Annotated in this window: 22 protein-coding genes; 11 read left to right on the forward strand and 11 right to left on the reverse strand. The window is 61.8% G+C overall.

Annotation, left to right across the window (positions count from 1 at the left end; genetic code table 11):
- Position 1: 1 nt before the first annotated feature.
- The 4 genes from HZ99_RS02515 to HZ99_RS02530 all read right to left on the reverse strand — a co-directional run bounded on the left by HZ99_RS02515 (position 2) and on the right by HZ99_RS02530 (position 5,343).
- On the reverse strand, positions 2–1,684 hold the full coding sequence (locus HZ99_RS02515) for an ATP-binding protein (RefSeq protein ID WP_038441132.1): 1,683 nt from the start codon (positions 1,682–1,684) through the stop codon (positions 2–4).
- Positions 1,681–3,183 carry an ATPase domain-containing protein gene (locus tag HZ99_RS02520; RefSeq protein WP_038441133.1) on the reverse strand — a complete coding sequence of 501 codons (1,503 nt, stop codon included), beginning with the start codon at positions 3,181–3,183 and terminating at the stop codon, positions 1,681–1,683. Before HZ99_RS02520 ends, HZ99_RS02515 begins: the two co-directional genes overlap by 4 nt.
- Before the next feature lie 132 nt (positions 3,184–3,315).
- On the reverse strand, positions 3,316–4,374 hold the full coding sequence (locus HZ99_RS02525) for a HEAT repeat domain-containing protein (protein ID WP_038441134.1): 1,059 nt from the start codon (positions 4,372–4,374) through the stop codon (positions 3,316–3,318).
- 75 nt (positions 4,375–4,449) lie between these two features.
- Positions 4,450–5,343, reverse strand: coding sequence for a bestrophin family protein (locus HZ99_RS02530; protein WP_038441136.1), 894 nt, complete (start codon positions 5,341–5,343; stop codon positions 4,450–4,452).
- Between the two features lie 282 nt (positions 5,344–5,625).
- Between HZ99_RS02530 and HZ99_RS02535 the strand changes: the two genes are divergently transcribed.
- From HZ99_RS02535 to HZ99_RS02560, 6 genes are all read left to right on the forward strand, one after another.
- On the forward strand, positions 5,626–7,278 hold the full coding sequence (locus HZ99_RS02535; protein ID WP_038441138.1) for an AMP-binding protein: 1,653 nt from the start codon (positions 5,626–5,628) through the stop codon (positions 7,276–7,278).
- Positions 7,279–7,299: 21 nt separating this feature from the next.
- Positions 7,300–8,067, forward strand: coding sequence for an SDR family NAD(P)-dependent oxidoreductase (locus HZ99_RS02540; protein WP_038441140.1), 768 nt, complete (start codon positions 7,300–7,302; stop codon positions 8,065–8,067).
- 12 nt (positions 8,068–8,079) lie between these two features.
- A complete protein-coding gene (locus HZ99_RS02545) occupies positions 8,080–9,273 on the forward strand; it encodes an acetyl-CoA C-acyltransferase (protein WP_038441142.1) in 1,194 nt (397 codons plus the stop codon).
- Between the two features lie 9 nt (positions 9,274–9,282).
- The gene (locus HZ99_RS02550; protein ID WP_038441143.1) at positions 9,283–10,410 is read left to right on the forward strand and encodes an acyl-CoA dehydrogenase; all 1,128 of its coding nucleotides are present in this window, start codon (positions 9,283–9,285) and stop codon (positions 10,408–10,410) included.
- A gap of 14 nt (positions 10,411–10,424) precedes the next feature.
- Positions 10,425–11,198 carry an enoyl-CoA hydratase gene (locus HZ99_RS02555; RefSeq protein ID WP_038441145.1) on the forward strand — a complete coding sequence of 258 codons (774 nt, stop codon included), beginning with the start codon at positions 10,425–10,427 and terminating at the stop codon, positions 11,196–11,198.
- Between the two features lie 168 nt (positions 11,199–11,366).
- Positions 11,367–11,561 (forward strand): hypothetical protein, encoded by a 195-nt coding sequence (locus tag HZ99_RS02560; RefSeq protein ID WP_038441147.1) that lies wholly within the window; start codon positions 11,367–11,369, stop codon positions 11,559–11,561.
- Here the strand turns inward: HZ99_RS02560 and HZ99_RS02565 are convergent.
- Positions 11,551–11,940 (reverse strand): fe2+ zn2+ uptake regulation protein, encoded by a 390-nt coding sequence (locus HZ99_RS02565; protein WP_038441150.1) that lies wholly within the window; start codon positions 11,938–11,940, stop codon positions 11,551–11,553. The two genes, HZ99_RS02560 and HZ99_RS02565, sit on opposite strands and share 11 nt — an antisense overlap.
- A gap of 251 nt (positions 11,941–12,191) precedes the next feature.
- Here HZ99_RS02565 and HZ99_RS02570 point away from each other — a divergent pair, with 251 nt between their 5' ends.
- Entirely contained in the window at positions 12,192–14,486 is a 2,295-nt protein-coding gene (locus HZ99_RS02570) for an acylase (RefSeq protein ID WP_038441152.1), read from the forward strand.
- A gap of 72 nt (positions 14,487–14,558) precedes the next feature.
- Here the strand turns inward: HZ99_RS02570 and HZ99_RS02575 are convergent, their stop codons facing one another.
- The 3 genes from HZ99_RS02575 to HZ99_RS02585 all read right to left on the reverse strand — a co-directional run bounded on the left by HZ99_RS02575 (position 14,559) and on the right by HZ99_RS02585 (position 17,446).
- Positions 14,559–15,086: an AAA family ATPase gene (locus HZ99_RS02575; protein ID WP_038441153.1), complete on the reverse strand. Its 528-nt coding sequence runs from the start codon at positions 15,084–15,086 to the stop codon at positions 14,559–14,561.
- Positions 15,083–15,646, reverse strand: a complete 564-nt coding sequence (gene pnuC / locus HZ99_RS02580) for a nicotinamide riboside transporter PnuC (protein WP_038441155.1) — start codon at positions 15,644–15,646, stop codon at positions 15,083–15,085. The genes HZ99_RS02575 and pnuC overlap by 4 nt, the downstream gene beginning before the upstream one ends.
- Before the next feature lie 165 nt (positions 15,647–15,811).
- Complete coding sequence (locus HZ99_RS02585; protein WP_038441156.1) at positions 15,812–17,446, reverse strand: methyl-accepting chemotaxis protein; 1,635 nt, start codon at positions 17,444–17,446, stop codon at positions 15,812–15,814.
- 250 nt (positions 17,447–17,696) lie between these two features.
- On the opposite strand from HZ99_RS02585, the gene HZ99_RS02590 reads away from it, so the two are divergent.
- A complete protein-coding gene (locus tag HZ99_RS02590; protein ID WP_038441157.1) occupies positions 17,697–18,527 on the forward strand; it encodes an undecaprenyl-diphosphate phosphatase in 831 nt (276 codons plus the stop codon).
- A complete protein-coding gene (locus HZ99_RS02595) occupies positions 18,527–18,910 on the forward strand; it encodes a DUF1294 domain-containing protein (protein WP_038441159.1) in 384 nt (127 codons plus the stop codon). Before HZ99_RS02590 ends, HZ99_RS02595 begins: the two co-directional genes overlap by 1 nt.
- Positions 18,911–18,925: 15 nt before the next feature.
- Here the strand turns inward: HZ99_RS02595 and HZ99_RS02600 are convergent, their stop codons facing one another.
- Positions 18,926–19,270, reverse strand: a complete 345-nt coding sequence (locus HZ99_RS02600) for an MmcQ/YjbR family DNA-binding protein (protein ID WP_038447798.1) — start codon at positions 19,268–19,270, stop codon at positions 18,926–18,928.
- Between the two features lie 11 nt (positions 19,271–19,281).
- Entirely contained in the window at positions 19,282–20,187 is a 906-nt protein-coding gene (locus HZ99_RS02605; protein ID WP_038441161.1) for a LysR substrate-binding domain-containing protein, read from the reverse strand.
- Positions 20,188–20,313: 126 nt separating this feature from the next.
- On the opposite strand from HZ99_RS02605, the gene HZ99_RS02610 reads away from it, so the two are divergent.
- Together HZ99_RS02610 and HZ99_RS02615 are read left to right on the forward strand one after the other, a co-directional pair.
- A complete protein-coding gene (locus HZ99_RS02610; RefSeq protein WP_038441163.1) occupies positions 20,314–20,925 on the forward strand; it encodes an FMN-dependent NADH-azoreductase in 612 nt (203 codons plus the stop codon).
- A gap of 201 nt (positions 20,926–21,126) precedes the next feature.
- Complete coding sequence (locus HZ99_RS02615) at positions 21,127–22,164, forward strand: alpha/beta hydrolase family protein (RefSeq protein ID WP_038441165.1); 1,038 nt, start codon at positions 21,127–21,129, stop codon at positions 22,162–22,164.
- Here the strand turns inward: HZ99_RS02615 and HZ99_RS02620 are convergent.
- Positions 22,158–23,330: an MFS transporter gene (locus HZ99_RS02620; protein WP_038441167.1), complete on the reverse strand. Its 1,173-nt coding sequence runs from the start codon at positions 23,328–23,330 to the stop codon at positions 22,158–22,160. The genes HZ99_RS02615 and HZ99_RS02620 overlap by 7 nt on opposite strands.
- Between the last annotated feature and the right edge of the window lie 65 nt (positions 23,331–23,395).

Here is a 23,395-nt window from a genome sequence, read left to right on the forward strand (position 1 = left end):
CTCAATCCCTGGGGGGCGTATGAATCATCTCCCGCACCTTCGCCGTCAACAGCTCAAACGTAAATGGCTTGGTGATCAACTGCATCCCAGGGTCCAGGAACCCTCCGCGCACTGCCGCATGCTCGGCATACCCGGTAATAAACAACACCTTCAAGTCCGGGCGCATCTGTCGGCCAATTTCCGCCAGTTGCCGCCCGTTCATTCCCGGCAAACCCACATCACTGATCAGCAGATCAATGCGCTGGCTGGATTCGATAATCGGCAGCGCGCTGTTGGCATCCGCAGCTTCGACAAAGGCGTAGCCCAGCTCGCTCAACACTTGGCTCACCAACACCCGCACCGCAGGGTCGTCTTCGATGATCAGCACGGTCTCACCGGCCTTGGCGGAGGGCAACAGGGTAGGGTTGAGGGGGGTATCGGCGGCGACTTCACCGATGAATCGCGGCAGGAACAGGCTTACCGTAGTGCCCTTGCCGACTTCACTGTGGATGTTCACATGGCCATGGGACTGGCGGGCAAAGCCGTAGATCATCGACAACCCCAGGCCAGTACCCTGGCCAATGGGCTTGGTGGTGAAGAAGGGGTCGAAGGCGCGGTTGATCACGTTGTCCGGCATGCCGCATCCGTTGTCGCTGACGCTCAGTTCCACGTAGTCACCTGGGGTCAGGGTGCCGTAGGCGGCGGTGAATACGCTGTCGAGGTGACGATTGCGGGTCTCCACCACCAGCCGGCCGCCATCCGGCATGGCGTCCCGGGCATTCAGGGCCAGGTTGAGCAGGGCGCTTTCCAGTTGATTGGGGTCGGCTTCGGCGGTCCATAACTGCCCGCTCAGTTGCATCTCCAACACGATGCTTTCGTTGAGGCTGCGTTGCAGCAATTCGCCCATGGACGTTACCAACTGGTTGATCTGCACCGGCTTGGAGTCCAGTGACTGGCGGCGGGAGAACGCCAGCAGGCGGTGGGTCAGGCCGGCGGCACGGTTGGCCGAGGTCACGCCGAGGTCGATCAGGCTGTCGAGGTCATCCAGGCGTCCCCGTGCCAGGCGCCGACGCAGCAGTTCCAGGCTACCGATGATGCCAGTGAGCATATTGTTGAAGTCGTGGGCGATGCCGCCGGTCAATTGGCCGACCGCTTCCATTTTTTGCGACTGACGCAACGCTTCTTCGTTACTGCGCAGTTGCGCGGTGCGTTCTTCGACTTGCTGCTCAAGGGTTTCCAGGGTGCGTTGCAGGCGCAGTTCGCTCTGGCTCAGGTCTATCAAGCGATCCCGGGCTTCATATTGCCGTCGGCGGCCGCGCAGGGCAGTGGTCACCAGGCTGATCAGCGTGACCGGATGAAACGGTCGCTCCAGCAAGGTGATGTTGCCCAGGCTGGCGCTCAGGTGCGTGGAGGCATTCTGTTCGGCACCGCCATGGTGGGTCATCAACACAATGGGCAGGTCCGACCAGGCCGGTTGCTGGTGCAGATAGTCCAAAAGCGGTTCCAGCCCGACCCCGAGCAACGCCTCGGCGGCGATGATCAGCAGCCCCGCGCCTTGTTCCAGCTCGTCGCAGAGCATCGGCAGGCTGGTGGCGGCAATGCCACAGAAACCTGCCTCGTTAAGCATCATCAGCGCCAGCGAGCTGTCCCGCCCCAAGGGCGCGAGAATAATCGCGCGCTCGGATACGGCTGGCAGGCTACTCACAAGCTCTCTTCCTTGAGCAACGGGTTGTCGGCGCCCATGTAGGTGGGCACCCCGCGCAGCACACCCTGGAACGCTTCGAGGGGTTCGCCGATGGTTATGCCCTGGCTGGCGATGCGGTACTCGCGAATGGTCGACTCATGGCTGCCGGTGCGCTTCTTGATGATGGAAATGGCTCGCCGCACCTTGCCCAGCGCCTCGAAGTAGCGCAGCAGGATCACGGTGTCGGCCAGGTAGGTGATATCCACCGGGGCTTGCATATCGCCCACCAGGCCGTGTTGGGCGACGGTCATGAAGGTCGCCGCGCCTCGGCGGTTGAGGTACAGCAACAGCTCGTGCATGTGCAGCACCAGGGCGTTTTCCTCAGGCATGGCCGCCTGATAGCCGTTGATGCTGTCGATGACCACGGTCTTGATCTGGCGCTCATCCACGCAACGCCGCACCCGGTGGGAGAACTCGCCGGGCGACAGCTCGGCGGCATCCACCTGTTCGATCAACAGATTGCCAGTGGCTTGCAGCGCGGCGAGGTCGATGCCCATGTTTTTCATGCGGTCGAACAACAGGCCCAACTCTTCATCGAAGATAAACAACGCAGCTTTCTCGCCACGGGCCACTGCGGCGGCGGCGAAAATCATTGAAATCAACGATTTACCGGTGCCAGCAGGGCCGAGGATCAGGGTGCTGGAGCCCGTCTCGATACCGCCACCGAGCAGCGCGTCCATCTCGCGAATGCCGCTGGTCAGGGTCTGTCGGTTGTAGCCGCCGCGGTGCTCGGCCGCCACCAGGCGTGGGAACACGTGAATACCGCCCTGCATGATGGTGAAGTCGTGGAAACCACCCCGGTACTTCTGGCCTCGGTACTTCACTACCCGTACACGGCGTCGTTCCGCACCGTAGTTGGGGGTCAGTTCTTCCAGGCGGATCACCCCGTGGGCCACGCTGTGCACGGTCTTATCCAGGGATTCGGTGGTCAGGTCATCGAGCAGCAGCACGGTGGTTTCGTAGCGCACGAAGTAGTGCTTGATCGCCAGGATCTGCCGGCGATAGCGCAACGAGCTTTGTGCCAGCAGGCGGATTTCCGAGAGGCTGTCGATCACCACGCGGGCGGGCTTGATCCGTTCCACCACTTCAAAGATCTGGCGGGTGGCTTCACCCAGTTCCAGGTCGGAGGAATACAGCAGGCTTTGCTGATGCTCGGCATTGAGCAGGCTTTCAGGTGGGGTCAGTTCAAAGATATGGATATGCTCATCCAGCTCCCAGCCGTGGGACCCGGCGCCCTGGCGCAGTTCGCGCTCGGTTTCCGACAGGGTGATGTACAGCGATCGTTCCCCGGCCTCGGCCCCGGCCTGGAGAAAATGCAGGGCCACGGTGGTCTTGCCGGTGCCGGGCTCACCTTCGAGCAGGAACAGATGGCTACGCGATAGCCCCCCGCTGAGGATGTCGTCAAGACCTTCAATGCCGGTGGCGGCCTTTGCTGTGAACAGCTCTTTGGATGTAGACAAGAAGTGCCCTCGGGTCACGTATGAGTGGAGGGGCGTGCCGGCTGAGGCGCGCCATATTCACTTGACCGTTGGGCTGTAGGGGCGGTTCAACGTTTTCTCGTTTTTGTGCACGCTCGTGCACGGATTTTTGCTTCAGAGACCTTGCTGCAGTGCCGGATCGTCCGGGTTTTGCTGCTCCAGCTGCGCCAGCAGCACCTGCACGTTCTGCAACTGGCCGCTTTCCTTCCAATAGTTGATCAACAGCACCCGTGCCTTGCGGTTGGCGGGATGACGCTGGACGATTTCTTCGAGTTGGCGCTGGGCGGCTTCCAGTTCTTCCTGGTCGTGCAGGGTGGTGGCCAGGTCATAACGGTAGTCCTGGTTGTCGGGCTCCAGTTCCACTGCCTTGGACAGGCCCAGCAACGCGTATTCACGCTCGCCATGGTGCAGCAGCCACATGCCCAGGGCATGTTGCAGGTAGGCCGACTCGGGGTGGGCTTGCAGTTGGGTGGCCAGCACCTGGCGCGAGTCATCGACCTTGCCTTGTTTGTCCAGCAGCTCGATGCGCGCCACCACCGCCGGCAGGTTTTCCGGGTCCAGGCGCAATGCCTGTTCCAGCGCATGTTGTGCCTCGGGTAACAGGGCGCTGTGGATGTACAGGCGTGCCAGCTGGATCCAGCCTTCGGGGCTTTCAGGTTGGGCCTTGAGGTACTTTACGTATTCATCCAGCACTTGCTGCAGGGGGCCGAAGTACAGGCCCAGGGTATCGGGAGACAGTCCCAGCAGGGCGTTGGCCGCGGCAAACCGCACACTTTGCTGGTTATCGTCGAGCAAGGGGCCGAGTAACAGGGTGCGTTGGCCGCTGGGTACCAGGCCGACGATGCTGCCAATGGCCGCCTGGCGAACCAGCGGCGATTCGTGGCTCAAGTCCTTGTCCGCCAGCTTCAATGCCTGGGGGCTTGGGTAGTTGTGCAGCTCGCTGTGCAGGGCGGCCCGGCGCACGTCGGACAGGTCCGGTCTGGCCAATTGCTGATACAGCACCCGCGCCGCACCTGGCTCGCCGTTGTGCGCCTGTTTCAGTGCCTTGGAGTAACCGTGGGCAATCGCCGGCGGGACAGACACGCTGGGGGTGCGGGAGAAATACCAAGTAATCAGTACGACAAACAACAGGGCGCTCAGGCCGATGATCGAGTAACGGCGTGACTTTGACATGCAGGCGTCCGAAAGCTGGGCAGCTAGTGCAAAGTGATCAGCTTCGGCCAGACACCGGCGGGTGTCAAACCTGTGTCACGTCAATATGTAGTCCACCGGCTCCAGGGGCGCAGGCAGGTCTGTTTCGCCCAGCGCTGCAAGGATTTCCCGTTCCAGGGTGCGCACGATGGCATTGCAGGGCAGATCGTTCTCGTCGAAGCCGAACGGGTCTTCCAGATCGTCGCCGATTTCATCCAGGCCAAAGAAGGTGTAGCTGACGATTGCGGTGAAAATCGGTGTCAGCCAGCCCAACGGCTCGGCCATGGCAAAGGGCAGGAGGATGCAGAACAGATAGATGGTGCGGTGCAGCAGCAAGGTGTAGGGGAAGGGCAGCGGCGTGCTCTTGATCCGTTCGCAGGCCGCTTGTACCTGGCTCAGGCCGACCAGCCGGGTTTCCAGCTGGGTGTAGCGCCAGTCGCTGATCCGGCCCTGTTGCGCGGCGTCCGAGCAGTGGGCACCGAGGGTTTGCAGGACACGGTCAGGCAGGTTCGGGTGGCTGGCCCCCACGTTGATCCAGGGCTTGATGGCACGGGCTTCGTCTTCCAGGCGCAAGCGTGCAACCAAGCCGTGGGCAAAGCCGCACAGGCCGCGCAACAGGCCTTCGCGCTCGGCGGGCTGGGTGAAGATGTGGCTCTCGCGGATCAGCGAGCGGATTTCAATGACCATCTGCCCCAATTGCTTGCGGCCTTCCCACCAGCGGTCGTAGCAGGCGTTGTTGCGAAAACTCATGAAAATCGACAGCGACAGCCCCAGCAGGGTGAACGGTGTGGCGTTGACTTTGGAGAAATAGGCCGGGTGCAGGGTTTCCACCAGCACGATCACCGAGGCCAGCAGCGTGACCAGCAGGCTGCGCAGGGCAATGCGCTTGGCAATCGAACCCTTGAGGGAGAACAGGATGCCGAACAGGTTGGGTTTGGGGCGAACAATCATCGAGGGGCTTCTTCGGTGGCGCAGGCCCTCAGATTAGAAGCTGGCGGGCAGGGCGTCCAATCGCTTGCGTTGACTGGCCGATTGCCCGGCTCTATGGGGGACAGGTGCCCCGCATGATCGTTGACTATCTTCGCCGCATACGTCGCACCATTGGCCAAACCAGTCAGCCATATTGAAAGCTTTGACCATTGTCCCTGCGCCGCTCTGGCGCCACTATTTGCGCAGGTTCACCCCGCAAAAGCACGCCCCCAAAAACAACAAAAGACACAGGGATTTGCCACGATGCGCGATTATTTGGCGGCTACCGCCCAGTTCAACTACCAACACACTGTCGAGGCCACACTGGCCGGCCACCTGCAAGGGCTCAATGCCTGCGTCGAATGCTGCGACCGGCACGCGCTGCCGGGCCGTATTGCGTTGTTCTGGGAGGGCAAGGACGGTCGCAGCGCCACCGTAACCTTCAGTGAATTGCAGGATCAGGCGGCGCGTTTGGCCAACTTCCTTCTGGCCCAGGGCGTCAAGCGTGGCGACAAGGTCGCCGGCCTGCTGCCACGCACCGCCGAATTGTTGGTGACAGTGCTCGCCACCTGGCGCATTGGCGCGGTCTATCAACCCCTGTTCACCGCGTTCGGCCCCAAGGCCATCGAGCACCGTCTGAACAGTTCCGGCGCAGCGCTGGTGGTGACCGATGCGGTCAACCGCAGCAAGCTGGCCGAAGTCGCCGATTGCCCGACCATTGTCACGGTAGCCGGCGCCAAGGGCGAAGGCATTGTGCGTGGCGATTTCAGCTTCTGGGCCGAGCTGCCCAACTATTCCAATGTCTGCGAGCCGGTGCTGCTGGGCGCCGATGATCCGTTCCTGCTGATGTTCACCTCCGGCACCACCGGCCCGTCGAAAGCCCTGGCCGTGCCGCTCAAGGCCCTGGTCGCGTTCCAGAGCTACACCCGTGACGCCGTGGACTTGCGCCCCGAGGATGCGTTCTGGAACGTCGCCGATCCGGGCTGGGCCTATGGCATTTATTTCGGGGTGACCGGGCCCTTGTCCATGGGCCATCCGATCACTTTCTACGATGGCCCGTTTACCCTGGAAAGCACCTGCCGGGTCATCAATAAGTACGGGATCACCAACCTTACCGGGTCACCTACGGCCTACCGCCTGTTGATCGCCGGTGGCGAGCAGTTCGCCCGCTCGATCAAGGGCCGGCTGCGCATTGTCAGCAGCGCCGGCGAGCCGCTGAACCCCGAAGTGATCCGCTGGTTCGCCGATAACCTGGGCGTGACGATCCATGACCATTACGGCCAGACCGAACTGGGCATGGTCCTGTGCAATCACCATGGCCTGGAGCACCCGGTGCATGTCGGCTCTGCGGGCTTTGCCTCGCCGGGGCACCGCATCGTGGTGCTGGACGACAACCACCAGGAATTGCCAGCTGGCCAGCCCGGCATCCTCGCCATCGACCGCGAGCAGTCGCCGATGTGCTGGTTTGCCGGTTACGAGGGGGTCAAGACCAAGGCCTTCGTCGGCAAGTACTACTTGAGTGGCGACACGGTGGAGCTGAACCCCAATGGCAGCATCAGTTTTGTCGGGCGCAGTGATGATGTGATCACCACTTCGGGCTACCGCGTGGGGCCATTCGATGTGGAAAGCGCCTTGGTCGAACACCCAGCGGTGATCGAAGCCGCGGTGGTCGGCAAGCCGGACGCGGAGCGCACCGAACTGGTCAAGGCGTTCGTGGTGATCAATAGCCAGTACCGCGCCGATGCCGAGCTGGCCGAGGAATTGCGCCAGCATGTACGCAAGCGCCTGGCCGCCCATGCCTACCCGCGGGAAATCGAATTTGTCAGCGACTTGCCCAAGACCCCCAGCGGCAAGCTGCAACGGTTTATTTTGCGTAACCAGGAAATCGCCAAGGTCCAGGCAGCGACCACGGCTTGATCCCTCTTCAAGGAAACAATGATGCAGATTCAGAACAAGGTCTTTATGGTCAGCGGCGGCGCTTCGGGACTCGGCGCGGCCACCGCCGAAATGTTGGTGGCGGCGGGTGCCAAGGTGATGCTGGTGGACCTGAATGCCGACGCCGTGGCGGCCCAGGCCACAAGGCTGGGCGCACAGGCGCGCAGTGTCGTGGCCGATATCAGCCAGGAAGCGGCCGCCGAAGCGGCAGTGCAGGCGACCGTTGCGGCGTTTGGTGCGCTGCATGGGCTGATCAACTGCGCAGGTGTGGTGCGTGGCGAAAAAATCCTCGGCAAGAATGGGCCCCATGCCTTGGCCAGCTTCGCCCAGGTGATCAACGTCAACCTGGTCGGCAGCTTCAATCTGTTGCGCCTGGCTGCGGCAGCCATTGCTGAAACCGCAGCCGATGCCGACGGTGAGCGTGGCGTGATCATCAATACCGCCTCAGTGGCCGCCTTTGACGGCCAGATCGGTCAGGCGGCCTACGCGGCCTCCAAGGGCGCGATTGCCAGCTTGACCTTGCCCGCTGCACGGGAGCTGGCGCGTTTCGGTATCCGTGTCATGACGATCGCACCGGGGATTTTTGAAACCCCGATGATGGCTGGCATGACCCCGCAGGTTCGCGAATCCCTGGCCGCCGGCGTGCCGTTCCCGCCACGCCTGGGCAAACCGGCTGAATACGCCGCCCTGGCCCGGCATATCATTGAAAACAGCATGCTCAATGGCGAGGTGATCCGTCTTGACGGTGCCTTGCGTATGGCGGCCAAGTAAGGAGGATTTGCCATGACTCAGCTTCACGATCCGATTGTGATTGTCAGCGCCGTGCGCACGCCCATGGGCGGGTTCCAGGGCGATCTCAAGGGCTTGACCGCGCCGCAACTGGGGGCCTGTGCGATTCGGGCGGCTGTCGAGCGCGCCGGGATTGCCAGCGACGGGGTAGACGAAGTGCTGTTCGGCTGCGTACTGCCGGCCGGGCTCGGCCAGGCCCCGGCGCGCCAGGCTGCGTTGGGCGCCGGCCTGGATAAATCGACGCGCTGCACCACCCTGAACAAGATGTGCGGTTCGGGCATGGAGGCGGCGATTCTTGCCCATGACTCGCTGCTGGCCGGCAGTGTGCAGGTGGTGATCGCCGGTGGCATGGAAAGCATGTCCAACGCCCCGTACCTGTTGGATCGGGCGCGCAGCGGCTACCGCATGGGCCATGGCCGGGTCCTTGACCATATGTTCCTCGACGGCCTGGAAGACGCTTATGACAAGGGCCGCCTGATGGGCACCTTTGCTGAGGATTGCGCCGAAGCCAACGGCTTCAATCGTGAGAGCCAGGATGCATTTGCCATCGCCTCGCTGACCCGCGCCCAGCAGGCAATCAGTGCCGGCAACTTCAGCGCCGAAATCGTCCCGGTGCAGGTCACCGTGGGCAAGGAACAAAAGACCATCACCGATGACGAGCAGCCGCCCAAGGCGCGCCTGGACAAGATCGCCACCCTCAAGCCGGCGTTTCGCGAAGGTGGCACGGTGACGGCGGCCAACTCCAGTTCGATCTCCGACGGCGCGGCAGCCTTGCTGATGATGCGCCAGAGCCAAGCGCAAAAGCGCGGGCTCAAGCCTCTGGCCGTGATCCATGGCCACGCGGCTTTTGCCGATGAGCCTGGGCTGTTTCCGGTGGCGCCCGTGGGGGCGATCCGCAAACTGTTGAGCAAGACTGGCTGGGATCTAGGGGATGTCGATCTGTTCGAGATCAACGAAGCGTTTGCCGTGGTCAGCCTGGTGACCATGGCCAAACTGGAGATCCCCCACGACAAGGTCAACGTCCACGGCGGCGCGTGCGCGCTCGGGCACCCGATTGGCGCGTCCGGTGCGCGCATTCTCGTGACCCTGCTCTCGGCACTGCGCCAAAGGGGGCTCAAGCGCGGTATCGCGGCCATCTGCATCGGTGGCGGCGAAGCCACCGCAATGGCCGTCGAGTGCCTGGAGTAAGGAATCTATATGTTGCCCAATGACGAACAACTGCAAATCAGCGAGGCGGCCCGGCAATTTGCCCAGGAACGGCTCAAGCCGTTCGCCGCCGAGTGGGACCGCGAGCATCGCTTCCCCAGGGAGGCCATTGGTGAAATGGCCGAACTGGGCTTTTTCGGCATGCTCGTGCCGGAACAGTGGGGCGGCTGTGACACCGGTTACCTGGCCTATGCCATGGCCCTGGAAGAGGTCGCGGCCGGTGATGGCGCCTGCTCGACGATCATGAGCGTGCACAACTCAGTAGGTTGCGTGCCCATCCTCAAGTTCGGCAATGACCAGCAGAAAGAGCAATTCCTCAAGCCTTTGGCCAGTGGCGCGATGCTCGGGGCGTTTGCCTTGACCGAGCCCCAGGCCGGCTCCGATGCCAGCAGCCTGAAAACCCGCGCGCGCCTTGCGGGTGATCACTACGTGCTCAATGGCTGCAAGCAGTTCATCACATCCGGGCAGAACGCCGGGGTGGTGATTGTATTTGCCGTGACGGATCCGGCCGCCGGCAAGCGTGGGATCAGCGCGTTTATCGTGCCCACCGACTCGCCTGGCTACAAGGTGGCACGGGTCGAGGACAAGCTTGGCCAGCATGCCTCCGATACCTGTCAGATTCTGTTTGAAGACGTGAAGGTGCCAGTGGCCAACCGTCTGGGCGAGGAGGGCGAGGGTTATCGGATTGCCCTGGCCAACCTGGAAGGCGGCCGCGTAGGGATTGCCTCGCAGTCGGTGGGCATGGCCCGCGCGGCGTTTGAAGCCGCCCGTGATTACGCGCGCGAGCGTGAGAGTTTTGGCAAGGCGTTGATTGAACATCAGGCCGTGGCGTTTCGCCTGGCGGATATGGCTACCCAGATCGCCGTGGCCCGGCAGATGGTGCATTACGCCGCTGCCCTGCGCGACAGCGGCAAGCCAGCTCTGGTGGAGGCGTCCATGGCCAAGCTGTTCGCCTCGGAAATGGCCGAGAAAGTCTGTTCTGCCGCCTTGCAAACCCTGGGCGGATACGGTTACCTGAGCGACTTCCCGCTGGAGCGGATTTACCGCGATGTGCGGGTCTGCCAGATTTATGAAGGCACCAGTGATATTCAGCGCATGGTCATTTCGCGCAATCTTTGAAGAGGAACGGAACGATGAGTTACCAAACCATTTTGCTGGAAGTCCAAGGCCGCGTCGGGCTGATTACCCTCAATCGTCCCGAGGCGCTGAACGCCTTGAACGCGCAACTGGTCAGCGAAGTGAACCAGGCCCTGGACAGCCTGGAAGCCAATCCCGAGATCGGCTGCATTGTGTTGACCGGCTCGAAGAAAGCCTTTGCCGCTGGCGCCGACATCAAGGAAATGGCCGAGCTGACGTACCCGCAGATCTATCTCGATGACCTGTTCAGCGACAGTGACCGTGTGGCCAACCGTCGTAAGCCGATCATTGCCGCCGTCAACGGCTTTGCCCTGGGAGGCGGCTGCGAGCTGGCGCTGATGTGCGACTTTATCCTGGCTGGCGACAATGCCAAGTTTGGCCAGCCGGAAGTCAACCTCGGCGTGCTGCCGGGTATGGGCGGCACCCAGCGCCTGACCCGCGCGGTGGGCAAGGCCAAGGCCATGGAAATGTGCCTGACCGGGCGTTTTATCGATGCGGTGGAGGCTGAGCGTTGCGGCATCGTTGCGCGGATCGTGCCATCGGACGGGCTGCTGGACGAGGCGCTCAAGGTGGCGGCGCTGATTGCCAGCAAGTCGGTACCGATCAGCATGATGGTCAAGGAAAGCGTCAACCGCGCCTTTGAAGTCAGCCTGTCGGAAGGTGTGCGCTTTGAGCGCCGGGTGTTCCACGCCGCCTTTGCCACCCAGGATCAGAAGGAAGGCATGGCCGCGTTCGTGGCCAAGCGTGCGCCCGAATTCAAAGACCGGTAAATCCCTTGTAGGAGCCGGCTTGCCGGCGATGGCGTGCTGTCTGATCCAGCGCTATCGCCGGCAAGCCGGCTCCTACGTTGGGTGTGGCGGATGCCAAAGCGCGTTATCGCCTGTAACATGCGCTCCTGATACGCCCTAGGCACAATTTTCAGGTTTCAGGAACCCGTCATGACCCAGAAGCAACGCTTGATTTACTCGATTCTGATTTCCCTGGTCGTCCTCGGCACGATGTTCGGCCTGTCCTATTTGCAGAATATCGGCGCCATCAGTGAGAAGACGTTCCAGTACATCGCCATTGCCGTGGCGGTGATTGTGGTGGTGATCAACGGCATCATGCGCCGTAAGGTCAAGCCTAATCGTTGAGTTCGGCGCCTGCGGCCAGGACTTTGGCAGCCTCTTCATGGAGGCTGTAGCTTTTATCGCTGTTGAGGGTGATCACACCCTCGCTGCACAGGCGCTTGAGCACCTCGCGCACACTGAGAAACGATAGCGGGATGCCCAGCTCCAGCAAATGGCTGTGCACACCCCGTACGCCCAGTGAGCGGCCGTTGTCGGCAGCGGTGAGCAGGGCGTCGATGACTTTCAGCCGGATCAGGCTGGTGCGCAATCCAAAACACTTGAGCAGATGCCGGATGCGCTGGTTGCCTTGATGCTCGGGAGCCTTGTCGAAGGCGATAGCCGGGCTGTAAGCGACGTCATGTGCCATAGAATGTCCGTCCGTGGGCAGTTGCCGGTTGTGCATGCAAAAACTCCTTATCAGAGCCTGATCAGGAAAATGATGGTGCTCTTGGTTAATAAGACGTATGAGCAGCGCAAATCATGAAGTCCAACCCGTGTAAATTTTGTCAGTATCACTTCTGTCACCTTCCTGGCGCCGGTAAATAAGCCGCGCGCGGCCTAAATTTCTGCAGTTTTCTACGTCTTATCCATGGGCTGGCGTTGGCGAGTCGGCCCCGCCTTGGGCGTTCAATTTGGCTTGACGATGGGGTCTGCGTGATTATTTCCAACGGGTTGTCCAGGGTTTGTGTGGCGGGTGTGTTGCTGGGGGTAAGCCTGTGCGCGACGGCCCGGCAGGTGAGTGACGCCGAGGCGGGGGCGATGAGTGCCGATATCCGCCGCACCGGGTTTGGTATCCCGCATATTCGCGCCAACGATGAGCGCGGCCTGGGGTATGGCATCGGCTATGCCTATGCGCAGGACAACCTGTGCCTGCTGGCCAACGAAGTGGTGACTGTGAACGGTCAGCGCGCCCGCTATTTCGGCGCCGAGCAGGCGACCCTGGAGGAACGCAACAACCTGACCAGCGATGTGTTTTTTACCTGGCTCAACACGCCTGAAGCGGTGGCGGCTTTCTGGAACGCGCAGACTCCACAGATGCAGCAGCGCCTTGAAGGGTATGTGGCAGGTTACAACCGTTACCTGCAAGAACGTGGGGCAAAGGGGCGGCCCGTGCAGTGCCAGGGGGCCTGGGTGCGGCCGATCCATACCGACGACCTGGTCAAGCTGACCCGGCGGCTGCTGGTGGAAGGCGGTGTCGGGCAATTCGCCGAGGCGCTGGTGGGGGCCGCACCGCCGCAGCCAGGTGTGGCGGTGCGCAGTCGTGCGCGGGCTTTTGAGGTCGCCACGCTGAATCAGCAGCGCTTCAGCCTGGATCGTGGCAGCAATGCTGTGGCGGTGGGCGGTGAGCGTTCGTTCAACGGGCGCGGCATGTTGTTGGCCAACCCCCATTTCCCGTGGATTGGCGGCATGCGCTTTTATCAGATGCACCTGACCATTCCTGGCCAGTTGGATGTGATGGGTGTCGCCTTGCCGGGTCTGCCGGTGGTCAATATTGGCTTCAACCAGCATGTGGCCTGGACACATACGGTTGATACGTCCAAGCACTTCACCCTGTATCGCTTGACCCTGGACCCGCAAGACTCGACGCGCTACCTGCTGGACGGCAAGTCGATACCTATGGAAAAAACCCAGGTGAGCGTACAGGTCAAGGGCGCCGCGGCCCACACGCAAACGGTCTACAGCTCGCAGTTCGGGCCGGTGGTGCAATGGCCGGGCAAGCTCGACTGGAACGGGCAATACGCCTTCAGTCTGCGCGATGCCAACCTGGGCAACGACCGTGTACTGCACCAGTGGTATGCGATGAACCAGGCCCGCAGCCTCAAGGACCTACAGGCCTCGGTGCATACCCTGCAAGGCATTCCATGGGTCAATACCCTGGCAGCGGACGATCAGGGGCAGAGCCTGTATATGAACCTGTCGGTGGTGCCCAACGTCAGTGCGAAAAAACTCGAGCAATGCAGCGACCCGCGTGCCGGCCTGCAGATGATCATGCTTGACGGTGCCCACAGTGCCTGTGCCTGGGATATCGATCCACGTGCGGCGCAGCCGGGGATTTTCCCCGCAGACCAACTGCCGCAACTGGAGCGCAGAGACTATGTGCAGCACTCCAATGACTCGGCCTGGATGGCCAACCCCAAGGCGCCGCTGGCCGGTTATTCACCGGTCGTCAGCCAGGACCCTATCGTCCTGGGCGCGCGCGCGCGTTTTGCCTTGCAGCGCTTGCAGGACCTGGACAAACAGCCAATCACCCTTGCCGACCTTCAGCACATGGTGCTGGACAACCAGGTGTATCTGGCCGGCCAAGTGATGCCGGACCTGCTCAAGTTCTGTGCGCAACAGGCGGATGACGCCTTGGGAACTCTGTGTACCCGCCTCAAAAAATGGGATCGCAAAGCCAACCTCGACAGTGGCCTGGGCCTGGTGCACTTCATTGATGTCATGGAGCACATGCAGCAAATACCGGATGTGTGGCGTGTTGCATTCGACCCGAGCCAGGCGCAAACCACCCCCCGTGGGCTGGCCATCGAGCAGCCGGAGGTGGCCAAGGCGTTGCGTGAGGCGATGCTGGCGTCCATGGCGCAGGTGAGCGAGTCGGGCGTGAAGGAGGGCATGCAGTGGGGCGATATCCAAGTGTCGGGCACTACCCCGATGCATGGCGGGCCGCAGGAGCTTGGTATCTACAACGCCATGCAAAGTGTGCCGAGAGCGGATGGCAAGCGCGAGGTGGTCAGCGGCAGCAGTTACCTGCAAATCGTGACCTTTGACGACAAGGGGCCGAAGGCTGAAGGGGTGTTGGCGTTCTCGTTGTCCAGCGATCCGGCGTCCCTCCACTTCAAGGACCAGACCCAGGCGTTTTCCGCGAAAAAGCTCAGCCCGTTACCGTTTACCGAACAGCAGATCCAGGCGGATCTGCAGTCTCAGGTGCAGTTGATCAGCGAGAAGCGCTAACGCCCTGTAGGAGCCGGCTTGCCGACGATAACAATTGCAAGCGTTATCGCCGGCAAGCCGGCTCCTACGGGGTCAGTGGTTGCTGAGCAGTTGGGTAACGGCGGCAAAGGCCTGGTCATGCCGGGCCTGCCAATCTCCGCCAATCACCCTGAACGGCTGGTGATGCTGCTCCAGCCAGTCGCGGCTGGCCTGGAAGAAGGCCTGGCGGTCAGCCAGGTCTGGCTGGCAGCGCTGACCATCGGCGGTCCAGCCGATACCGTCGGGTGACAGCAGCAGGTGCAGGTCGTAGTGGCGGGCCAGCAACGCCTCGTCGAGCCAGGCGGGGGCGGCGCCAAATAGCGTCAGGCTCCATAGCTTGTTGGTCAGCAGGTGGGTGTCGAGGATCAACAGTTGGGGCTGTCGGGCGCGACCGGCATCCTCCCAGGCCAGTTGACCCCGGGCGATGTCCGGGATATCGGCCAGGGTCGTATCACGCTGATAGTGGTCGATGAAATAGCGCACGTATTCCCCCACCAACACCGCGCCGAAATGCGCCTGCAACTGCTCGGCCAGCCAGCTTTTACCGCTGGACTCAGGGCCTGCCATGACCAGCACCTTCATGCGCGCAACGCCGGATCGGCGCGCCATTCGCGCCAGCCCTGCACGGCAATCACGGTGAACAAGGCATAGAGTGCGGCGGTCAGGTACAACCCTTTGTAGACAAACAGGCCGACGAAAATCACGTCGACCACAATCCACAGGGCCCAGCACTGCACGCGTTTTTGCGCCATCCACATCTGCGCCACCAGGCTGAAGCCGGTCAACGCAGCATCCAGCCAGGGTTGCGCGGCGTCGGTCCAGTGTGCCATGGCAGCGCCCAGCAGCAGGCTGCCTGTTGCGCCAATGGCCAGGCTCAAGAGGATGGACGGGGTACCGAGGCTGGTCACTTGCCGGCCTTGCTTGATCTCTCCGGCGCGGGTCCATTGCCACCAACCGTAGACTTGCAGGCCGGCATAGACCACTTGCAGCAACATGTCGGAATACAGCTTCACCTCGAAGAACACCCAGGTGTACAGCAACACCATGACCAGGCCGATCGGCCAGCACCACGGGTTCTGTTTGACCGTCAGCCAGACGGCAATCACCCCCAGCGCGGCGGCAAACAGTTCAAGCCCGGACATGGGATTCCTTGGAAGAGTCGAAGAGGAGGGCGATTGTAACCAACCTCCCAGGCAAAATGCAGAACCCTTGTAGGAGCTGGCTTACCAGTGATGGCGGCATGTCAGTGAGTGATGGAGCAACTGACAGCCCGCTATCGCTGGCAAGCCAGCGCCTACAGGGTGTGGTCAGACCTTGAATTGGCGCAGCAGGCCATTGAGCTCTTCGCTCAAGTCCTTCAAATGCACGCTGGCCACGCTCGATTGCTGCGCTGCCAGCGCAGTGCTGTGGGACAGGCCGGCTGCCTGGGTCACGTTCTGGTTGATGTCTTCCACCACATGGGCCTGTTGCAGGGTCGCGCTGGCAATCGAGGCGTTCAGGCCGTTGAGGTTGCGCAGGGCCTGGCCGATAGCGGTGAGGCTGGCACCCGCCTGGCCGGCTTGTTCGATGGTCAGTTGCGAGGCCTGGTGGCTGTCGCTGATGACCTTGACTGCCGCTTCGGAATGCCCTTGCAGGCGTTCGATCATGCTCTGGATTTCGGCGGTGGATTTTTGTGTGCGCTGGGCCAGCAGGCGCACCTCGTCGGCCACCACCGCAAAACCACGGCCCTGTTCTCCGGCGCGGGCCGCTTCGATGGCGGCGTTGAGGGCCAGCAGGTTGGTCTGGTCGGCAATCGAGCGAATCACCTCCAGTACCCCGCCAATCTGCGTGCTTTCGCCGGACAGGGTGCGAATCACTTCCACTGCCTGGCTGATGGTGCCAGACAGCGCATCGATCTGTTGCAGGCTGCCGTCGATATTGACCTGGCCCTGTTCGGCCTGGATCTGGGCATCGCGCATTTCGCTGGCGGCGTGTTCGGCATTCTTGGCCACGTCCTGCACGCCGTAGGTCACTTCATTGATGGCGGTGGCCACCAGCTCCATCTGCTGGGACTGCTGCTGGCTGCGGTCGTGGGCCTGGCTGGCGTTGCTGCCCAGTTCGGCGGAAGACTGGCCCAGGGCATTGGCGCAGACCTGTAACTGGCTGATCACCTGGCGCAGTTTGGCGGTGAAGGTGTTGAAGTGCCGGGACAGTTGCGTGACCTCGTCCTGACCGTGGGTGTCGAGGCTGCGGGTCAGGTCGCTTTCGCCGCTGGCAATATTGGCCATGGCATGCACTGCTTCCTGCAACGGGCGCACGATGCTGCGGGCGATCAGCACCACCAGCAAGGCCATGATCAGCGCGATGCCCAGGCCGATCAGCGAGGCTTCCCAGACCTGGCCACGGAACTGCGCCTGTACATCATCCACATAGACGCCGGAGCCGATGATCCAGCCCCAGGGTTCGAACAGCTGGATATAGGAGGTCTTGGCCACCGGCGCCGCCGCCCCGGGTTTCGGCCAACGGTAATCGACCATGCCGGCACCCTTGGCCTTGGCCAGGGTGACAAATTCGTTGAACACCGCAAAGCCGTCGGGGTCGCGGATGGCCGAGAGGTTCTGGCCGTCTAGCTTGGGGTTGGCCGGGTGCATGATCATTACCGGCGTCAGGTCATTGATCCAGAAGTAGTCGTCCTGGTCGTAGCGCAGGCCGCGCACTACGCTCAGGGCTTGTTTCTGCGCCGCTTCGCGGGTCAGTACGCCGGTGGTTTCGAGGCCATGATAAAAATTCAGAATCCCGCTGGCGGTCTGCACCACATGCTGGGTCTGCTGGCTCTTGGCCTGGTAGAGATCGTCGTGGATCTGCTTGAGCATCAGCAAACCCAGGGTCAGCAACATCAACACGGCGACGATCAGGATCATCCAGAGGCGCCGGCTGATCGACATATTGCGCAAACTATTCATAGCCCTGTCACTCCGCGTTCTTATAATTGTCAGTGCTGCATTGATCGGCCAGTGATAACGCGAAGCGAAATTCGGGCTTGTCTGATAGGCTTTCGGCCCGGAATCAAAAAACCTGAGTCCTGCCTGATTTTTCACAGAATTTTTGCAGTTCAGCCTTGATCCTGCGCGCGGCCTTGCAGCGTGCTCATCGTTAGTGAACACCTAGAAAATATCAACGAGGCATGCCGTCGCATGACCTTTTGGGGGAATAATGGATCTTTGGACCGCCTTTCAGGCACTGATACTTGGCATTGTCGAAGGGCTGACGGAGTTCTTGCCGATCTCCAGTACCGGGCACCAGATCATCGTTGCCGACTTGCTCGACTTCGGTGGCGAACGCGCCATGGCGTTCAACATCATCATTCAGTTGGGGGCCATCCTGGCAGTGGTCTGGGAGTTCCGGCGCAAGATCCTCGACGTGGTGACCGGCCTGCCGACCCAGCGCAACGCCCAGCGTTTTACCCTCAACCTGCTGATCGCCTTCCTGCCTGCGGTGGTATTGGGGGTGATTTTTGCCGACCTGATCCATGAGTATCTGTTCAACCCGATCACGGTGGCCACTGCGCTGGTGATCGGCGGGGTGATCATGTTGTGGGCCGAGCGCCGCGAGCATGCCATCCATGCCGAAACGGTGGATGACATCACGTGGAAAGACGCCTTGAAAGTCGGTTTCGCCCAGTGCCTGGCGATGATTCCGGGGACTTCCCGCTCCGGCTCGACCATTATCGGTGGCTTGTTGTTCGGCCTGTCACGCAAGACCGCCACCGAGTTCTCGTTCTTCCTGGCGATGCCGACCATGGTCGGGGCGGCGGTGTATTCGGGCTACAAGTACCGTGAGCTGTTCCAACCTGCCGACCTGCCGGTGTTTGCCGTCGGTTTTGTCGTCTCGTTCATCTTCGCGATGATTGCGGTGCGCGGCTTGCTCAAGTTCATCGCCAGCCACAGCTATGCCGTGTTTGCCTGGTACCGTATTGCGTTCGGCTTGCTGATCCTGGCCACCTGGCAGTTCGGCTGGATTGACTGGGCGGCGGCCAAGGCGTGATGACCATCCAGCATCTGCGCTTGAAGGCACTGGTGTTTGTACTGCTGTGTGCCGTGCCGTTGTTGGGCGCGGCACTGCTGGCATATCGCGGGGTGTCGTTGATCCCGCTGGCGGCCTATGGGCTGGTCAGCGTGGTAACGTTCTGCCTGTACTGGAGCGACAAGCGCAAGGCCCAGAGCGACAGTTGGCGTACCCCAGAAAAGATCCTGCATGCCATGGAACTGGCCGGTGGTTGGCCAGGCGCCTTGCTCGCCCAGCAGGTGTTTCGGCACAAGACGCGCAAGGTGTCGTACCAGTTGGTGTTCTGGCTGATCGTGGTGTTGCACCAGGTGTTCTGGATCGATCAGCTGCTTCTTGGCGGTACGCTGCTCTCAATCCTGTAGGAGCCGGCAAGGCTCCTACAGCTTCAGCCCGATCTGCGTGCGCTTGGGCAGCTTGCTCACCACCAACTGGTGGGAGCGCTGCAGCAAACCGCGCAGCTCCTCGCTACCCAACGGGTAGGGCACTTGCATGATGATCCACTGCGCCCGCGCCAGGTACGGTGCTGGGTGGACGCCTGGACGATCCACATGGCCGAGAAACAGTTCCTTGTCGACCTTGAATGCCAGGGAATCACCCCGCAGGTTCTGCAAGGCAAACATCTTGTTGCCGGCAATCGAGAACACCCGCACACCGCCCCACTTGTAATCTTCCCGTGCTCCGGGCAAGCCCAGGCAGAATAGGGCGACGTCGTCTTCGGTCATGATCGGGCTATTCATAGCTGCTCTCCACAGTTTTTGAAGGCCTCGGCCAAGAAATCGATCCAGGCGCGCACCGCTGGTGAAACGCCACGCCGGTGTGGGTACACCGCTTGCAGCCAGCCGCCTGGCAGCGACCAGTCGGGCAACAGTTGAATAAACTGGCCACTTTCCAGTTCCTGCTCGCAGTACATCATGGGCAATACCGTGAACCCCAGGCCGGCGAGGGCGCTGGTCTTGCGCACCACGAAGTCGTCGATGCCCAGGCGTGCTTCCAGTGCCAGGTCGGTGGTGTTGCCTTCAGGATCGAGCATGCGCAGGTGGACCATGCGGTCGGCCTCCAGCGCACCCAGCACTGGCAGGTGCTTGAGGTCGGCCGGGGTATTGATCTGGCGACCTTGCACAAACGCCGGGGTAGCGACCATGGCCGTCCGGGCCTGGCGCAGGCGGCGGGTCACCAGCAGCGGGTCTTCATCGCCCAGGTCGCGGACGCGCAAGGCCACGTCCACGCCTTCGGCTACCAGATCGACGCGGCGATTGATCAGCATCATTTCCAATTGCACCAGCGGGTAAGCGGTGAGGAATTGCGCCACGACGGTCGGCAGGATTTCATGGGCCAGGCCCACCGGGCAACTGACCCGCAGGCGGCCCCGGGGCTCGCTGGACATACTGGCCACGGCTTCGTCGGCCATTTCCGCTTCCAGTAGCATTGCCTGGCAATGCCCCAGGTAACGTTCGCCGACGGCGGTCAGGGTCAATTGCCGGGTCGTGCGCTGCAGCAGGCGGGCACCGAGGCGTTCTTCCAGCTCGGCAATGCGCCGCGACAGCCGCGACTTGGGGATCCCCAGCAGCCGGCCAGCGGCCGCGAAGCCACCCGCTTCCACCACCTTGGCGAAATAGTAGAGGTCATTGAGGTCTTGCATGTTGAGCCTATTGTCCTGTCAGTGGGACGAACTATCGCATTTTAACCGGCTAATCGGCTATTGGATTGATCTGTAGGATTCTCTCCATCAGATCGCCCGGTGGCGATCCTCACTTGGAGATCCCACATGAAACTCTTGCATATCGATTCCAGCATCCTTGGTGACAACTCGGTGTCCCGTCAGTTGAGCAGCGAAGTGGTCAAGGCCTGGCAAGCGGCCGAACCCGGTGTGGAAGTGACCTACCGCGACCTTGCCAGCGAAGGCATCAACCATTTTTCCGGGATTACGCTGGGCGCCTTGGGTACCGCTGCCGAGTTGCGTGATGCCGTGCAGAAGCACGAAGCCGACCTGAGCGCCTCGACCCTGGCCGAGTTCCTGGCCGCCGATGCGGTGGTCATCGCCGCGCCAATGTACAACTTCACCATCCCAACCCAACTCAAGGCCTGGATCGACCGCATTGCGGTTGCCGGTCAGACGTTCCGCTACACCGAAGCGGGTCCTGAAGGCCTGTGCGGCAATAAGAAAGTCATCGTGGTCTCCACCGCCGGCGGCCTGCATGTTGGCCAGCCTACGGGGGTAGCGCATGAGGATTACCTGAAAGTCCTGCTGGGCTTCCTGGGTATCACCGATGTCGAGTTTGTACGTGCCCATGGCCTGGCCTACGGTGATGAAGTGCGCAGCAAGGCGCTGAACGATGCCAATGTGACGATCAGCGAGCAGTTGTTCATCGCTGCGTAAGCCCCCTGTAAATTTCATCGCGACTCGCTATCAATCTGATTCGAGGCGCCTAAACTCTGTATTCTGATGGCCTGAAAGCCAGCGGAATACGGAGTTTTTTGTTGTGGGTGGGCGAATCTGGCGCAGGTTATGCTTTACAAGGTCATACCGCCCGAGCCTGAGCCGACTCGCCGGCGTCACACAGCACAGGTGGACATCCCCATGATGCGTCTTTGTGCAGTCTTGCTGGTTTCCCTGCTCGGCAGCCTCGTTTCAGTGCACGCCGCGGTGGCCCCGCATCCCCATTGGAGCGTGGGCTATCACCGGATGAGCGTTCTCGACCCGCTGGATTCGCAGCCGATGAAAGCCATCGCGTTTTATCCGTCCACGGGCCAGGAACATGTCAGCCAGGTGGGCGCGTATCGCGTCGCGGCCACCGAGGATGCCAAGGTTGCCATTGGCCGCTTCCCGTTGCTGATGTTATCCCATGGCAACACCGGAACGCCCCTGGCCTTGCACGATCTGGCGACGTCACTGGCGCGCAAGGGGTTTGTGGTGGTGGCGGTGCTGCATCCTGGCGACAACTACAAGGATCACAGCCGCCTGGGCACCTTGAGTAATCTGTATGGGCGGCCGATCCAGATCTCGCAGGCAATTACCGCCACCCTTGGCGACCCGATGCTGTCGCCCTTCGTCAATGTGGACCAGGTGGGCGTGATCGGCTATTCGGCGGGAGGGGAAACGGCGCTGATCCTGGCCGGTGCCAAGCCGGATTTCGAGCGTTTGCGCCGCTATTGCCAGGAGCGTCCGGAAGACCGTGACGCCTGTACCACCAAGGGTGAGCTGGTGGTCGACCGCGATGACCTGCAACCCCAGGCCGACGCCCGGATCCATGCGTTGATGCTGATGGCGCCACTGAGCCTGATGTTTGGTCGTCATACCCTGGGTGACGTGCATGTGCCTGTGCTGCTGTATAGCGGCGATGGTGACAAGCTGGTGGCCGTGGATAAAAACGCCGCCGCCCTGGCGCGCAAGCTGCCCCAGCCCCCGGACTTCAAACTGCTGGCCGGGGCCGGGCACTTTATCTTCATGGCCCCGTGCGATGACGCACAACTGGCGCTGATGCCGACGCTCTGTACGGATGCCGATGGGGTGGACCGTGAGGGCATTCACCGCGACCTGGTCTCCGAGGCCGGGCGTTTTTTCAGCCGCACCCTTGGCCAGCATTCGCGGGCCGGCATGCAGACCGCGGATCAGTAGGCCCGGCGCATCAGCAGCAAGGTCAGGCCCAGGCCCGTGATGGACAACAGCGCCGCACAGAAGAAAATCCATGAGTAACCCAGGTTCAACGCCACCGCGCCCATCAAAGGCCCGGCAATCGCCAGTGCGAGGTCAAAAAACACGGCATAGGCACTCAGCCCGGCGCCCCGGCTACTGGCGGGTACCTGTTTGATGGCCTCGACGCCCAATGCCGGGTACACCAGTGATAGGCCGAAACCGGTGAGCCCGGCGCCGATCAGAGCGACGCCGGGAGAGGGTGCAAGCCACAGCAGGACCAGGCCGAGGGTTTCCAGGGTCATGCAGGCAATCGCTGCACGAAACCCGCCAAAGCGTTTAATGCTGGAAATAAACAACAGGCGCGACAGGATAAAGCAGATGCCAAATACCGTCAGGCACCAGGCGGCGCCGGTCCAGCCGCGACTGAGGTAGAACAGGGTAATGAATGTGGTGAGCGTGCCGTAGCCGATGGACGCCAGGCACAAGCTGGTGCCGAACGGCGCAATCCGCCCGAACACTGCCCAGAACGGCAGGCGCTCGCCGCGTACCACCGGCACCGAGGGTTTTTTGCGGATCAGTACCAGGCCCAGGGCCGCCAACCCTGCCAGGGCGGGACCCAGGCTGTTATAGCCATATTGCGCAACCATCACCACGCCCAGCGGTGCGCCAATGGCGATGGCGCCGTAGGAGGCGATGCCGTTCCAGGAGATTGAGCGTGCGGTGTGTTCGGTGCCGACCTGGCCCATGCACCAACTGATGGTGCCGACGCCGATCAGGCCCTGGGCCACGCCTAGCAGCACGCGGCCGACAATCAGAATTCCCAGGCTCAGGCTGGGCAGGCTCTGTAGCAGCGTGGCGACCCAGGTCAAGACGCCGCTGAGCAGGATGCCGCTCAAGCCAAGCACGATGGCGCGTTTGGTACCGACGTTGTCCGACATGCGCCCGGCCATGGGGCGGCTGAGGAGGGTGGCCAGGTACTGCGAGCCGATGGTAATGCCCGCCACTACGGCACTGAAGCCCAGTTGCTCATGGACGTAGCCGGGAATCACCGCAATCGGCAGGCCGATGCAGATAAACGCGATAAAGGTATAGAAGACGATGGAGACGATCTGCAAGGTGATCGACAGGGAGCTGGGAGCAGCGGGCATGGAGGCTCATTCGCGGCGGGGCGGTGAGCGCATCATGGCAAGGGCCAGGGAGAAAAGGAAGCAGG

Origin of the sequence: Pseudomonas fluorescens (genome assembly GCF_000730425.1) — a bacterium.
GTDB classification, from domain to species: domain Bacteria; phylum Pseudomonadota; class Gammaproteobacteria; order Pseudomonadales; family Pseudomonadaceae; genus Aquipseudomonas; species Aquipseudomonas fluorescens_X.